The following is a 14,520-nucleotide window of genomic DNA, read 5'->3' on the forward strand; positions in this document are numbered from 1 at the left end:
CTTTTCGGCAAAAAGAAAACCCGCATTCTGTTGCGGATTCAAAAATGCAGGCTGCGATTATTTGTCGAATATTTTTCTGGGTTCAACATGCCGTGCGGATCGAGGACTTGCTTGATTGATCGCATCACGGCTTCTCCTGGTTGACGGGCACGGTCAGCTGATATTCCGCCATCTTGCGGTACAAGGTGTTTCGCCCGATTTGCAGTAGTCTGGCTGCCTTGCTCACATTTCCTCCGCTCGAATCGAGAGCTCGCCTGATCGCCGCAAGCTCGCTTTCCCGCAAGGAGGGAACCGCATGCACGGGCTCCGCTTCTTCCGCCAAGCCTTCCAACTGGATGTGCTCCTCTCCGATTTCCTCGCCGTCGGACAAAAAGGCGGCCTGCACCAGCACGCCTTGCAGCTCGCGAACGTTGCCCGGCCAGGAATAGGACGCAAGCTTCGCTTTTGCCTCCGGGAGCAAGACGCAAGGCTGGTCCTTGGCGATTTGCTGCAACAAATGCTCGGCAAGCTGGATGATGTCGCATCGCTTGCGCAGCGGCGGCAGGTGGATGGAAACACCTTTGAGCCGATAGTACAAATCCGCACGAAAACGCCCCGCCCTGATCTCCTCCGGCAAATTGCGATGCGTGGCCGCGATGATTCGCGCATGAATCGGACGCGACTGGTTGCTGCCTACAGGCGTGACGACCTTTTCCTGCAGCACGCGAAGCAGAGCCGCCTGTCCGCGCAAAGACATGTCCCCGATCTCATCCAGAAAGATCGTGCCTTTCTTCGCCGCTTCAAACTTGCCGATTCGCCCTTCGCGATTGGCGCCGGTAAACGCGCCGCTTTCGTATCCAAACAATTCACTTTCGATTAAATTTTCTGAAATCGCACTGCAATTCACCGCGATAAAAGGCTCCTGCGCTCGCGGTCCCGTCTCGTGAATCATCTGCGCGAACAGCTCTTTTCCTGTGCCGCTCTCGCCGAGAATCAGCACGGGAAAATCGACCTGCGCCGCCTTTTGCCCGAGCATTTTCGCCTGCAAAAAGAGCGGGCACGACCCGGCGAGACGGGGAAACGGCTTGAGTACAGGCTGCGGCTTTTGACTCGGGGCAGCCGCACAATTTCTGGAAGCAGCCTCTGTTGCGGCCTGCGTACCCCAGAAGCGCTGGCGGTTATCCTGCACATCTCGTCCGGCGCGCGCCTGCTCGGGGGACAGCCGCGTGCCCAAAGCGGCTTTGCCCAGCCGCTGCTTGGCCAAGTCGTTCAAGCCCACGATGCGCTCGTCCCTGTCGAGACCTACGAGCGGCACTTTTCCCGAACTGCTTGTCGCGTCCGTACTGCCGGGCAGGGCAATCACTCGCTCCGCGCTGGCATACAGAAAGCGATTTTGCAAGGCTTCCGCAATCATGCAAGCAATCGTCAGCGCAAACGGGTGCGTGTATTCCTTGCGCGTACTGATGTCCACGACGCCCAGAAGCTCGCCCGTCGGTGAAAAAATCGGCGCCGCCGAGCAGGAAAGGAAGCGGTTCTCCAAAAAGTAATGCTGGTCCCCCTGCACGGAAATCGGCTGCTGCGCGATCAGCGCCGTTCCTATCGCATTCGTTCCTTTGTAATCCTCCGTCCAGTTCGCCCCGATTTGCAGCTGCACCTTTTGCGCCTGCGTGGCAAACACAGGGTCCCCGACGGTGTGAATGATATTGCCATCCCGATCCGCCAGCAAAGCGATGTGCTCTGTCGACAGCAAAAATGGAGCAAGCTTGTTGAAGAGCGGGAGGCTTTCTTGAATCAGAGGGTGATTTTCCTGAATGATTTCTTTGATTCGTTTGCTGGAAATGATCTGGTCATTGGCTTTCTCCCAAGCTTTGAGGTTCGATTCCTGACAGCGCTTCCAAGATTGCTGGACAATCGTTGACAACACTCTTCCCTCCCTCAAAAATCATTCCCTATCAGTATAGCATGACTAAGAACGCGAAGCCTCGCGCAAAAAGCAGATATTTGTCAGACGCTCCCAAAAATTTCAAAACTGTTCCAAAACGGAACAGCACTTGCCCCATTTTGGAACAGTTTTGACGCATTTCGTTGGCGAAAACGCTGTCATTTCAAGCCCTCCGTCCATTGGTACAGGATTTGCTTTTAGAAAAAGGCTGTAAAGAAAAAGATGATTTAAGAGGAGGCGCTCGCATGATCTATGCTCAACCCGGCCAAGCCGGATCAAAGGTGACTTTCAAGACTCGCTACGACAACTACATCGGGGGCAATTGGGTACCGCCGGTGAAGGGCGAATATTTTGAAAATATCTCTCCTGTAAACGGCAAGGTCTTTTGCGAAGTTGCCCGTTCGACGGCAGAAGACATCGAGCTGGCACTGGATGCCGCCCACGAGGCAAAAGCCGCTTGGGGACGCACCTCGGTGACACAACGCTCCAACATCCTCCTGCAAATCGCAGACCGCATGGAAGCGAACCTGGAGCTTTTGGCGACTGCCGAGACATGGGAAAACGGCAAGCCGATCCGCGAGACACTGGCTGCTGACATTCCGCTCGCGATCGACCATTTCCGCTACTTCGCCGGAGCGATTCGCGCGCAGGAAGGCTCGCTGGCCGAGATCGACAACGACACAGTCGCTTACCATTTCCACGAGCCGCTCGGAGTCGTCGGACAGATCATTCCGTGGAACTTCCCGCTCCTGATGGCGACATGGAAGCTCGCTCCCGCTCTGGCCGCCGGAAACTGCGTCGTGCTCAAGCCTGCCGAGCAAACCCCTGCTTCGATCATGGTACTGATGGAGCTGATTGGCGATTTGCTGCCTCCAGGCGTCGTCAACGTCGTAAACGGCTTCGGTCTGGAAGCGGGCAAGCCGCTGGCATCCAGCAACCGCATCGCCAAAATCGCCTTTACCGGTGAGACGACAACCGGCCGTCTCATCATGCAATACGCTTCTCAAAACATCATTCCGGTGACGCTCGAGCTGGGCGGAAAATCTCCGAACATCTTCTTCCCGGACGTATGTGCAAAAGACGACGCGTTCTTCAACAAAGCCATCGAGGGCTTCGTGCTGTTTGCACTCAACCAGGGCGAGGTTTGCACGTGCCCGTCCCGCGCGCTCATTCACGAAAGCATTTACGATCAATTCATGGAGCGCGCCCTGAAGCGCGTTGCCAGCATCAAGCAGGGCAACCCGCTCGATACAGAAACAATGATCGGCGCCCAGGCTTCCCTGGAGCAAGTCGAAAAAATTCTTTCCTACCTCGACATCGGCAAGCAGGAAGGCGCAGAATGCCTGATTGGCGGCGCGCGCGCACAGCTTGAAGGAGAGCTCGCAGGCGGCTATTACATCCAGCCGACCGTGTTCAAGGGCCACAACAAAATGCGCATCTTCCAGGAAGAAATTTTCGGTCCAGTCGTGTCCGTGACGACTTTCAAAGACACAGAAGAAGCGCTTGCCATCGCCAACGATACCTTGTACGGACTCGGCTCCGGCGTATGGACCCGCGACATGAACACCGCATACCGTGTAGGCCGTGAAATCCAGGCGGGCCGTGTATGGACCAACTGCTACCACGCTTACCCTGCGCATGCTGCATTCGGCGGTTACAAAATGTCCGGCATCGGTCGCGAAACACACAAAATGATGCTTTCTCACTACCAGCAAACCAAAAACCTGCTGGTCAGCTACAGCGACCAGGCTCTGGGCTTCTTCTGATCGATGAGCCAGCCAAAAGTAATCGCGACCGATGCTGCCCTGCGGCTGATCGAACGGCTGCGCGAAAAGCATGGCGACTTGATGTTTCACCAGTCAGGGGGCTGCTGCGACGGCAGCTCTCCCATGTGCTACCCGCTCGGCGAGTTTCTCGTCGGCGATCAGGATGTGCTTTTGGGTGAGATCGGCGGCTGCCCGTTTTACATGGGCAAAGCGCAGTACGAGTATTGGAAGCATACCCAGCTCATTATTGATGTAGTCGAGGGCCGCGGCGGCATGTTCTCGCTCGAAGGGCCGGAGGGAGTGCGCTTCCTTACGCGCTCGCGCGTCTTCCCTGACAGTTGAATACAGACGAAACAGACCGTTCCTGCCTTTCCCGCGGCAGAAACGGTCTTTCTTTTTTTCGGGCGATATTAAGAAATTTGTAAGAGTTTTCTATGCTGTTTTGTCAAAGCTTGGCGTTAAGATATAAGCATGAATGCATTCACAAGGTGGGAAAACAATGACGACTTATCACGTCCTCGTAGTCGACGACGAGGCAGAGATTCGCGACGCAATTGAAATTTACCTCAAAAATGAATCGTTGATCGTGCATAAAGCGAGCAATGGTGTGGAAGCACTGGACGTTTTGGAACGGGAAGAGATTCACCTCATCATTTTGGACATCATGATGCCGCAGATGGACGGGATTACGGCTACCTTCAAAATTCGCCAGGACAAAAACATCCCGATCATCATGCTGTCTGCCAAGTCCGAGGATACGGACAAAATTTTGGGCTTGAACATCGGAGCCGACGACTATGTAACCAAGCCTTTTCATCCGCTGGAACTGGTGGCCCGGGTCAAATCCCAGCTGCGGCGCTACACCAACCTGGGCAACTACAAAGCGGCCGAAGATGAGATTCAGGTCCGCGGCTTGACGCTTAACAAAAGCACGAAAACCGTCACCGTCGACGGCAACGAAGTGCGGCTGACGGCCACAGAGTACAAAATTTTGGAACTGTTGATGGAAAACAAAGGCCGGGTCTTTTCCATCGAGGAAATTTACGAGCGCGTCTGGCGGGAACCGTATTTGAACGCGGAAAATACGGTGGCCGTCCACGTCCGGCGCATTCGGGAAAAAATCGAAATCAACCCGAAGGACCCGCAATATTTGAAGGTGGTATGGGGAATTGGATACAAAATCGAAAAATAGCCGCTTTACACTGTCTGCCCTGTTCGCTCTGGTAGTCAGTCTATCACTTCTGCTCCTTACGGCGGTTGACGTTTACCATAACCGCCAGTATATGAATAAAGACAGCTACTTCGAAAGCAGCAACTTCACCAACGAGGTCAGGCTATTCGTAGAACTGGTAAAAGATGTTCATGTAGATTTCGCCGGCTACGAGCGCAAAATACCGGAGGAAAAGCTGGGCAAAGCGACTGTGGAGCAATTCTACCGCGAGCGCGAGGATGCCTTGCGCAACGTCAGGGAAGCGATTGAGAGTGAATACGCCCCCGACATCGAGAACGCCAGAAGGGCTTCTGATACAAAGGAGCTTGACAGGCTCGAGAAAGAAAAGACAGCCAAACTGAATAATGCGCTGGAGAAAGAAACGGCCAACTGGGAGGAGCAGTTCCTACAGATGGTCGCAGAAAAGGACGCCGAGTACGAAGAGCGAAAAAACAGCCTTGCGCTGCGAACCGGCTCATTCAAATACTATGTCCGCGACAACAAGACTGGCAAAGTGTACACGAATATGACTCACGAGCCTTCTGAAGCAGAATTGAGCAAAAATACCCTCTATGTGATCCGCTTCCCGGAAAACTCCTATCAAAAGCATAGCGAATTTGCCGATATTAACCGTACTTATCAGTTGCGTCAATGGAGCGGCGTCTTTTACGTTCCGAAAAAACCGGAAGGCTACAGCCAGATTCATGCCGATGCCGTCTACTATGACTCCAAACGGGGTCGGCTGCTCGGAGAATGCGCCCTGCTCACGGTGACACTGCTCGTGACTGCGCTGTTGTTGTGGTATTTGAAGCTGAACCGCGCCGCCAGCCATCCGCTTGTCGTCAAAAGTCTGGCGCTTTTGCGGCGCATCCCGCTCGATCTCCGGATTATCGCGCTTTTCCCGATTGGGATTACGTACCTGATGATTCTCGATATGCGCTTCTTCTTTTTGCCGATCGGAGTCGATCATTTCTTTACACTGGGAATTGTCTCCCTGTTCACTGCCTATCTGCTGCTGCAGGCTCTGGAAGCATGGCACATGTACCTGCACCCGGAATCGTTTCACGAGCAATGGCAAAAAAGCCTGTTCGTCCGGCAAAAGGAACTCTTGCGGGAAAGCTACGCCAATCGAAGCCTGTTTTTCAAGGTCTTCCTGCTGTTCATTCTGACCGTTGGCCTTGGCATGAGCGTAGCGCTTGGTCTGCTCGCCATCGCCAAAAAATCGGAGGAATTCTTCTTCCTCAGTTTGGTATACGACCTGTTCTATCTGGCTGCCGTCGTCCCTTACGTCCTGCGCCGTCTGAGACTCATGAACCGCATCATGTCGGGAGCCTCCGAGATGTCTGCCGGAAACCTGGATGCAACGATTGAGAAGATTCGCAAAGGAAACCTCTCCAATCTCGCGCACTCCCTTAACAACATCAAGCTGGGAATCAAGAGTGCGTTGGAGGAACAAATGAAGAGCGAGCGCCTGAAATCCGAGCTGATTACCAATGTTTCACACGATTTGAAAACGCCGCTCACCTCGATCATCAACTATGTCGATCTGCTCAAACGGGAAAACCTGACCGCAGACGAGATCAAAAGCTACATCGACGTACTGGACCGCAAAACGGCCCGCTTGCGGGTGCTGATCGATGACCTGTTTGAAGCGGCGAAAATGTCCAGCGGAGCTGTTGAACTGCACATCGAGCAGGTGAACGTGGCCTCCCTGCTCAATCAGGCAATCGCAGAGTTCAGCGAGAAAATTGAACAGTCCTCTCTCACCTTCCGCGTCAACGTCGAGCAGCCGAAAATCGTGGCACCGCTTGACGGCAAAAAGACGTGGCGCGTGTTTGAGAATTTGATTGGCAATGCCTTGAAATACTCCTTGCCCAATACGCGCGTCCTGATCGATCTGTACGAAAAGCCGGGAGAAGTCATCATGACGATCAAAAACGTCTCTGCCTACGAAATCGACTTCGATGCCGAAGAGCTGTTCGAGCGGTTCAAGCGCGCCGACCAATCGCGCAATACCGAAGGCTCCGGGCTTGGACTCGCGATTGCCAAAAGCATCGTCGAGCTGCAGGGCGGCCGCCTCTCCATCGAGATTGACGGTGATTACTTCAAGGTGATAGTCGTGTTTCGCAAAAACGCCTAGTGCCTGCCTGTCTGCATGGTGACGGGGCCTCTGCCGCCCCCGACGTTGCACTGGCAAACCGCATGCAGGAACATGCCCTCAATGCCGAAAAGCCAATGCCCATTTTGTTCGGGCACTGGCTTTTTGTTTTGCTCCTGCAATCTGCACGCTACGAAATGGCGAAATTTCGCTCAATCAACGACCGCAAAGCTGTTGCCGCCTCCTGCTCGTCGTCGCCCTCCACCTCAAACGTCATCTCGTCCCCGTTCTTCACGCCCAGCGCCATGACACTGAGAATGCTTTTGCCATTCGCCCGCTTGTCGTTGTAGATCATAGTGACCGACGAACGGTATTGATTAAGCAGGTTTACCAGGACAGAAGCCGGACGGGCATGAAGGCCGCCACTTACATGAATTTCGACTTGAAACCGGACCATTGCATTCCTCCTTTTTCCACCTGATGCATCGGGTTGGTGAAAAACCGGCAAGACCGCCTGCTGCGCCATTCCACCAGCCGTCCACCTTCACGTCACCCGCTTGAAAAACTGCGGCAAAAACTCCTTGTGCGCTTCCAGCATTTCATCGAGAATTTGCTTGGCTACCACATCGGACGGCACCAGCGGGTTAATTGTCATCGCCAGCAGTGCCTTGTGGTAATCGCCCGTGACAGCCGCTTCGGCCGCTACCCGTTCAAACGACTTGATCTGCTGCACAAGCCCGCGCACAGGTACAGGCAAATCGCCCACGGTCAACGGAATCGGCCCATCCTTTGTAATCACACAGTTTACCTCGACAGCCGAATCGTCAGGAATACTCGCAATCGCGCCATTGTTGCGGACGTTCACCGGCTGAATATCCCGGCGGTCATTGTAGATAGAGTGAATCAGGCTGCAGGCCGCCTCGCTGTAGTACGCTCCCCCGCGCTTCTCCAGCTGCGGCGGCTTGACGTCCAGGTCGGGATCTTCGTAGAGCGCAAACAGCTCCGCTTCCAACCGCTTGACCACCTCGGCACGCGTGCCGTTCTTGCTCGCTTCTTCCATTTCGTGCTCAAGCATGGTCCGGGTCTGATAGTAATAGCGGTGGTACGGGCAAGGCAGAATCCCCAGCGCCTTGATAAAATCTTTTTCCCAGCCCAGATCGAGAATGTTTTGCATCGTGATTCCCGATTGCTCGCCCGTCAGCTTGTCGATTACTTGCGAAGTGACATTGTCCCCATCCACGTATACGGCAAGCCCGAATACCATGTGGTTCAGTCCGGCAAAATCAATGTGGACCCGCGACTGATCGACTCCGAGCATAGTCGCGACGCCCATTTTCATCCCGATCGGCACATTGCACAGTCCAATGACCTTGCTGCGGTTTGCATAGCGGAGAACCGCTTCTGTCACCATGCCAGCCGGGTTGGTGAAGTTAATCAGCCACGCATCCGGGCACAGCTCCTCCATATCGCGGCAAATATCCATGATGACCGGAATCGTGCGCAACCCTTTGAACAGCCCGCCAGGACCGTTCGTCTCCTGCCCGATGACCCCGTATTTCAGCGGGATGCGCTCATCCTTGATTCGTGCGTCCAACAGTCCCACACGCATTTGGGTCGTGACAAAATCCGCTCCTGCCAGCGCCTTGCGCCGATCCAGCGTCAAATGCACCTCGATTGGGACCCCTGCCTTTGCCACCATGCGCTTTGCCAGCGCCCCGACGATTTGCAGCTTCTTCTCGCCCTCCGGAATGTCCACGAGCCACAGCTCGCGCACAGGCAGTTCGTCGTACCGTTTGATGAAGCCCTCTACCAGCTCCGGCGTATAGCTCGATCCTCCACCGATTGTCACGATTTTGATTCCGTTCATACTCCTGCCTCCTTCCCTGCATGGACATGGCTGTACAGCTCGACAAATTCGCTGGCCAAATCCTTGATCGTCATCGCATTCATCAGATGATCCTGCGCGTGGATCAACAGCATGCTGATCTCAGGCTTTTCTCCGGCGATCTCCTTTTGAATAAAAGCCGTTTGATGATGGTGGGCCTGGCTCAGCTCTTCGCCAGCTCGCCTCAGTGCATCTTGTGCGCCTGCCATGTCTTTGTTTTTCGCCAGGGCGATTGCTTCCATCGCCAGACTTCTCGCGTTTCCTCCGTGTAAAATCAGCTGAAAAATAACGTCTGTGTGGTCCAAGTCAATCTCCACCTATCCGAGTTCTTTATAAGTCACCAGCTGTACATGGCGTTTTTGCACGTACTCCTTGATCTCTTTTGCGGTCAAGATTTGCAGCTCCCGCGCGCGTTGCAGCGTGTACGAGCTGCCTGTCAGCACCTCTTCGTCCACATACGCCGGATGCGTCATCATCTCCGCCACAGCGCAGCCCGCCAGCTCCTCCACGGCATCGATGAACGACTGCGCGGTCAGATCGTCTCCGTAAAAACGCTCGGAAAAGCCATCTGTTGTCAGTACGTCCGAATGCGCTGCCCGCACCCCTGGCGAAAACGTCCACGGGTTGCGAACCGGAAGCCGGTATTCCTTTGCCAAACGCAACACAATCGGCAGGATCGCGGCATGGGCATGAACGTGGTGATGGCTGTCCATATGCGTCGGGGAAAGCCCTGTTTCCAAAAACTTTTCCAGTTGGCTGCGCAGCTCCCGTTCCACTTCCTTTGGCGATGCCGAGCTTAAATAATCACGTCCGCGGCGGAACCGCCCATGCTCATCTGTTAGCGACGGCACGTTTTGACTGACTGGAGCGCCGCAGGTGAGCACAAGATGGATACCCACCCCAAGAGTCGGCGTCTCCTTCGCCAGCATAACCGCATGCTCGAACCCGTTCATGTTGACCATGACCGTCGCAGAGGTGACGACGCCGGATCGATGCGCCTCGATGATCCCCAGATTCACCCCTTTGGAATACCCGAAGTCATCTGCATTCACAATCAGCTTCATAGCATGCCTCTCCCCTGAAAAATTACATGTTCACGACCTGGTCGGAAGCGGCATGCGACTGTTCCTCGGCCAGCTTTTGCTTATCCCACAGACGGAAAAACGGATAGTAGATCAACAGCGAGATGACGAAGTTCACCAGTTGGAGCACACTGCCCGAAATTTTCCCTCCGGTTGCCAAATAGCCGCTGATAATGACAGGCGTTGTCCACGGTACGGCGACACCGCTCGGCTTTGCCACCCAGCCCAATGACATCGCCAAGTAGCTGACAATCACCAACACGACTGGCGCAAGGACGAACGGAATAATCAAAAGCGGGTTCATGACGATCGGCATGCCGAAAGTGACAGGCTCGTTGATGTTGAACAGGCCGGGTCCGATGGAGAGGCGGCTGATGTTTTTCATCTGCTCGCTGCGCGCCCGAAACAGCATGATGACGACGAGCGCCAACGTCGCACCGGATCCGCCCGCATAAATCCACAGGTCAAAAAACTGGGTGGTAATCACGTTGGGCAGATCGGCATTCGGATTCGCCTGAAACGCCGCCCGGTTTTGGTCCATCAAGGTGAGCCAGATCGGGCTCATGATGCCGCCGACAATCGCTGCCCCGTGCAGCCCAATCGCCCAGAGCAAATGTACGAGCAGCACACAGACAATCGCCCCGATCAGACTGCTGCCGAGCGAGCTCAACGGACCGACCAGCAAGTCAGACACGATATTGTGGATGCTTTCAAACGGAGTGTTTTCAAGCAGAATGCGCAGCAGCCAGACGACCAGCAGCACGGCCGAAGCGGGAATCAGCGCCACAAAAGAACGGGAGACAGCAGGCGGAACCCCGGCTGGCATCGTGATGACGATTTTCTTTTGAATGATTTTGCGGTAAATCTCTGTGGACAGCACAGCCAAAAGCATCGCTACGAACAGCCCCTGGCTGCCCATCAAGGCGACCGGAATGACTCCGCCTACTTCTTGCGCTGCCGTCGCACCTTCCGGAGTGAACATCGTCTTGTAAGGGGTCGCGAGCAAAAAGGAAGCGACCGAAATCGCACCTGCCGACAGCGGATCGACCTTGTACTTTTCCGCCAATCGGTACGCCACCCCGAAGCTGACGATGAGCGCCATGATGTCAAATGTCGCGTTCACCGGATACAACAGCTTGGTCAGCCACTGATCGCCGAAGATTCCGCTCATGAACTCACTGTAACCAGGGATGGGGATAAAACCGATGATGAGGAAAAGAGAGCCGACAATGAGCAAAGGCATGGTGAGAATGATTCCGTCGCGGATCGCCTGCAAATGCTTCTGCTCCGCGATCCTGCCCGCGACAGGCATCACACGGTTTTCCAGAAAAGAAATAAACCCTGCCATACGCATCCCCCTCTACTGTTTTAAACGAAGCGCAAATTCCAGCACCTTTTTCCCGTTCAGCGAGCCGTAGTCCACCGGGCTTATCACATCGACCGGAATCCCTCTCGCCTCCCCTACCTTTTTCATTTCCGCCAGCTTGTAGCGGACTTGCGGGCCAAGCAACAGCACCTGTGCCTGGTCAATATGCTGCTTCACCTCATCTGCCGACACCGCCCAGATCTTCGCTTCCAGCCCTTTTTCCCGCGCCGCCTGCTCCATTTTTTGCACAAGCAGACTCGTTGACATCCCTGCTGCGCAGCATAGCAAAATATTCAATCCAGCTTCCTCCCTTCAGTTGGTTATGCCCTTTTCCTGGAGCAATTCACGTGCCAAAACACCCTTTTTGTATGCGTTTTCAAAACAAGGCGCATCGTTATCGCGTTTTCCGGGCAGCCGCATTCCTGGCAGGCCAACAGTGTTTGAATGTAAGCGCTCCAGTGTTTTGTTAACAGGGGCAAATTGGCAAAAAGTAAAACACTAGCTACGCCAGTGTTTTGTTGTGTATGAAAAAATTCATGACGAAACATACATCGTCCTCACTAAAGACCACGTCGTATTTGTCCGCCAACGGCTGCAATTCGTGGCGAATCAGACTGTACAGCTTGCGGTTTTCCGCCAAAAACGGCACCTTGTCGGTATAGGCTACGGAACGCTCCCCAGCTTTCAGCCGATCCACCAGGCAGCAGATGTGCAAATACGCCCCGATTCGCGTATCGAACAGCAGCTTGTCGCCAAGCCGCTCCTCCATGCGCGCCACACACGTCCTGACGTCGTCGAGAACGTCCTGGCCCTTTACCATTTTCAGATGCTCCTTGAGCGACTCTTTCATCTTCACATAGGCCTCTTCCAGATCGATCAGTTGTTGAATATCGGACAGCGCCTCGCCGTTCACCACATCGTCCATGCTGTAGCAGCGCAAGTCGCGATCCAGCATGTAGTTGCTCACGATGCACAGCACCGTCCGCTCCTGCTTGAGCTTTTTCAGCTTGCTTTTCGCCTGCGCTTTGTCCATGAGCTGCAACGGGACAAATTCCAGCAGCTTCTCGTCATAGCGCAAATTCGATTCAAGCAGCTTTTTCAAAAACAGGGCGCTGCCCTCGCCGGACAGGCAGGTCGCTACAATGGTCAAGGCAGGCACCGCCTTGTCTGGCGCCTCCCTGGGCAGTTCCTCCCGCACCCCCATCGAGATGCTGACGACATCGCGGTATACGTCGTCCAGCGTATGACCCAGCATCGCTTTGCGCGTCGCCTCGATCACATGCGGCGTGCTCACCATCGGCACCACCTTCACCGGAATGCCCAGCTCCTTTTCGATGATCTCCCCGAATCCGAGCAGCGAGCCCATATCGACGAGCAAAAGCAGCCCGGCTGCGCTCCCGATTTCCCGCGCTGTCTTGATCGCTTGCTCCAGAACGACCAGCGAGTCTTCCTCCAGCGGCAGGTCGATGGCACGCGCGTACTCGGTGACCAGCAATCGGTTGGTCACGTCGACCATCGCCGTCGCTCCCCCGCTGCCGTGTGTGATGACCAGGACGCCGACCGTTTCCCGTTCCTCTTGCATACTCTCGTCGTCCAGCACGAAAAACATGGTCAGGTAGCCCGCTTCGCCAATGGGCAGGTCCATCAGCAGTGCTTCCTCGATCATGCGCACACACTCCAGCGCTACGGCGAACTCCTTTTTGTATTTCAGCCGCACGCTGTTGAGGTGCGGATGGACGATTTGCTTTCCTTGCGACAGCCGCTCCTTGGACGTCTGGATATGCAGCGCCAGGCCGAAAATGACCTTTTGGCTCAAAATCTTCTCCAGCTTCGCCTCGGCGTAACGCACGATGTCCTCGACGAGGTGAATGATGACCGGATCGATGATGCGTGCCATGTCGCCTTTGTTGATGCGCTGATGGACACCTTTGATAAACGTAGTGAAGTAATGCTCAATATCGTATTCCAGCTCTTCCTCGCTGACGCCCTGATTTTGCAACTCGTATATTTTTTGTTCGATCTTTTCGTACACGCTGTTGGCTGCATTCTCCGACTCTCTGTCGAACCAGACGCTTTCCTCCTGGGATGGCTGCACCACAAAACATTTGTGCTCGGTGCCAATCAGCTCCGCAAGCTCCTGTCTGTAGTCTTTTGCCAAAAGCAGCCCTTGCTTGACATGATGCGGAACATCCTGAATGGAGACGTGCAGCACATTTTTTTTCAAGGAAATAAACTCGGCATAAGCACTGGCGCAGGTCAGTTGAATATCCGTCTTCAACTGGCCGATATTGTTCGGACAATGATAGCAGAGAAACGCTTGCACCACGCTTGACGATATTTGAATTTCCCGTCCGAGCCGAAACGCTTCTTCGCGAAAAATTTCCATGACAAGCCCAAAGCGCTCCTCCATTCCCCGCTCCACCAGGGAAGGCAGCTTGATGACCATCGGGATGCGGCGCATGAACGTCTTGAGCAGGCTGGATTCCGGGTTTTCGGTCGTTGCCATGACGATCTGTACCTGCGCGGAACGCTCCACCTCTGTTTCTCCGACCCGGCGGAACGTCCCCTTGTCCATGAACGTAAAAAAGATTTCCTGCCCTTCTGCTGGCAAGCGGTGAACCTCATCGAGAAAAAGAATCCCGCCGTCCGCCTTTTCCACCAGCCCTTTGCGGTCCATCTCCGCTCCGGTGTACGCCCCCTTTTTGACGCCGAACAGTTGGCTGATTAAAAGCTGCGGGTTGTTGGCGTAGTCGGCACAGTTAAAAACGACAAAAGGCGCTCCCTTTTCCAGCCGGCCAATATCGACGGCAAACTCGTGAATCATCCCTGCAAACCACGACTTGCCCACTCCCGTCTCGCCCAAAATCAGGCAGTGCATGCCGCGCGGCGGGTACAGCACCGCTGCCTTCGCCTGCTCGATGCGGGTAATCAGGCTTTTGTTCGTCTTCGCCAGCCTGTCCAATGCCGTTTGCGCCAAGTAAAGCGAGTCATTCGCTTGCTTGACATAAAACAAGGTAGGACGACCCTCTTCTTTTTCAATCCGGCCTTCCTTCCATAGACGGTTTAAATCTCCGCTGACATTGGCGCGGCTCAGGCCCAGGAGCTCGGCCAGCTCGCCTGCGCTGACTTTTTTGGCGGGACCGAACTCAAGCAGCTTCTGGTAAATGAAATCGACTCGTTTCACCCACTGTT

12 protein-coding genes are annotated in these 14,520 nt (G+C 54.7%); 4 read left to right on the top strand and 8 right to left on the bottom strand.

Annotation, left to right across the window (positions count from 1 at the left end; all coding sequences use genetic code 11):
* Positions 1–124 precede the first annotated feature (124 nt).
* Positions 125–1,900 carry a sigma-54-dependent Fis family transcriptional regulator gene (locus tag EDM57_RS15185; protein ID WP_122905545.1) on the bottom strand — a complete coding sequence of 592 codons (1,776 nt, stop codon included), beginning with the start codon at positions 1,898–1,900 and terminating at the stop codon, positions 125–127.
* A 266-nt stretch (positions 1,901–2,166) separates the two neighbouring features.
* On the opposite strand from EDM57_RS15185, the gene adh reads away from it, so the two are divergent.
* From adh to EDM57_RS15205, 4 genes are all read left to right on the top strand, one after another.
* The gene (gene adh, locus EDM57_RS15190) at positions 2,167–3,687 is read left to right on the top strand and encodes an aldehyde dehydrogenase (RefSeq protein WP_122905546.1); all 1,521 of its coding nucleotides are present in this window, start codon (positions 2,167–2,169) and stop codon (positions 3,685–3,687) included.
* 3 nt (positions 3,688–3,690) lie between these two features.
* Positions 3,691–4,029 (top strand): DUF779 domain-containing protein, encoded by a 339-nt coding sequence (locus EDM57_RS15195; RefSeq protein WP_122905547.1) that lies wholly within the window; start codon positions 3,691–3,693, stop codon positions 4,027–4,029.
* Positions 4,030–4,186: 157 nt separating this feature from the next.
* On the top strand, positions 4,187–4,879 hold the full coding sequence (locus EDM57_RS15200; RefSeq protein ID WP_122905548.1) for a response regulator transcription factor: 693 nt from the start codon (positions 4,187–4,189) through the stop codon (positions 4,877–4,879).
* Positions 4,857–7,037, top strand: a complete 2,181-nt coding sequence (locus tag EDM57_RS15205) for a HAMP domain-containing sensor histidine kinase (protein ID WP_122905549.1) — start codon at positions 4,857–4,859, stop codon at positions 7,035–7,037. The genes EDM57_RS15200 and EDM57_RS15205 overlap by 23 nt, the downstream gene beginning before the upstream one ends.
* A gap of 148 nt (positions 7,038–7,185) precedes the next feature.
* On the opposite strand, the gene EDM57_RS15210 is transcribed toward EDM57_RS15205, so the two are convergent.
* The 7 genes from EDM57_RS15210 to EDM57_RS15240 form a co-directional block, all read right to left on the bottom strand.
* Positions 7,186–7,452: an HPr family phosphocarrier protein gene (locus EDM57_RS15210; RefSeq protein ID WP_122905550.1), complete on the bottom strand. Its 267-nt coding sequence runs from the start codon at positions 7,450–7,452 to the stop codon at positions 7,186–7,188.
* An 87-nt stretch (positions 7,453–7,539) separates the two neighbouring features.
* Positions 7,540–8,862 carry a 6-phospho-beta-glucosidase gene (locus EDM57_RS15215; RefSeq protein WP_122905551.1) on the bottom strand — a complete coding sequence of 441 codons (1,323 nt, stop codon included), beginning with the start codon at positions 8,860–8,862 and terminating at the stop codon, positions 7,540–7,542.
* Positions 8,859–9,185 (bottom strand): PTS sugar transporter subunit IIA, encoded by a 327-nt coding sequence (locus tag EDM57_RS15220; protein WP_122905552.1) that lies wholly within the window; start codon positions 9,183–9,185, stop codon positions 8,859–8,861. Before EDM57_RS15220 ends, EDM57_RS15215 begins: the two co-directional genes overlap by 4 nt.
* 12 nt (positions 9,186–9,197) lie before the next feature.
* The gene (gene chbG, locus EDM57_RS15225; protein ID WP_122905553.1) at positions 9,198–9,944 is read right to left on the bottom strand and encodes a chitin disaccharide deacetylase; all 747 of its coding nucleotides are present in this window, start codon (positions 9,942–9,944) and stop codon (positions 9,198–9,200) included.
* A gap of 22 nt (positions 9,945–9,966) precedes the next feature.
* On the bottom strand, positions 9,967–11,310 hold the full coding sequence (celB, locus tag EDM57_RS15230) for a PTS cellobiose transporter subunit IIC (RefSeq protein WP_122905554.1): 1,344 nt from the start codon (positions 11,308–11,310) through the stop codon (positions 9,967–9,969).
* A 12-nt stretch (positions 11,311–11,322) separates the two neighbouring features.
* Entirely contained in the window at positions 11,323–11,625 is a 303-nt protein-coding gene (locus EDM57_RS15235; protein WP_122905555.1) for a PTS sugar transporter subunit IIB, read from the bottom strand.
* A gap of 205 nt (positions 11,626–11,830) precedes the next feature.
* Entirely contained in the window at positions 11,831–14,512 is a 2,682-nt protein-coding gene (locus EDM57_RS15240; protein WP_122905556.1) for a sigma-54-dependent transcriptional regulator, read from the bottom strand.
* Positions 14,513–14,520: the final 8 nt, after the last annotated feature.

Origin of the sequence: Brevibacillus gelatini (assembly GCF_003710935.1) — a bacterium.
In the GTDB taxonomy this organism is placed as follows: domain Bacteria; phylum Bacillota; class Bacilli; order Brevibacillales; family Brevibacillaceae; genus Brevibacillus; species Brevibacillus gelatini.

Coding starts and splice junctions, on each gene's coding strand:
- chbG (WP_122905553.1), bottom strand. CDS start 9,944: ATGAAGCTGATTGTGAATGCAGATGACTTCGGGTATTCCAAAGGGGTG.
- EDM57_RS15210 (WP_122905550.1), bottom strand. CDS start 7,452: ATGGTCCGGTTTCAAGTCGAAATTCATGTAAGTGGCGGCCTTCATGCC.
- EDM57_RS15195 (WP_122905547.1), top strand. CDS start 3,691: ATGAGCCAGCCAAAAGTAATCGCGACCGATGCTGCCCTGCGGCTGATC.
- adh (WP_122905546.1), top strand. CDS start 2,167: ATGATCTATGCTCAACCCGGCCAAGCCGGATCAAAGGTGACTTTCAAG.
- EDM57_RS15200 (WP_122905548.1), top strand. CDS start 4,187: ATGACGACTTATCACGTCCTCGTAGTCGACGACGAGGCAGAGATTCGC.
- EDM57_RS15215 (WP_122905551.1), bottom strand. CDS start 8,862: ATGAACGGAATCAAAATCGTGACAATCGGTGGAGGATCGAGCTATACG.
- celB (WP_122905554.1), bottom strand. CDS start 11,310: ATGGCAGGGTTTATTTCTTTTCTGGAAAACCGTGTGATGCCTGTCGCG.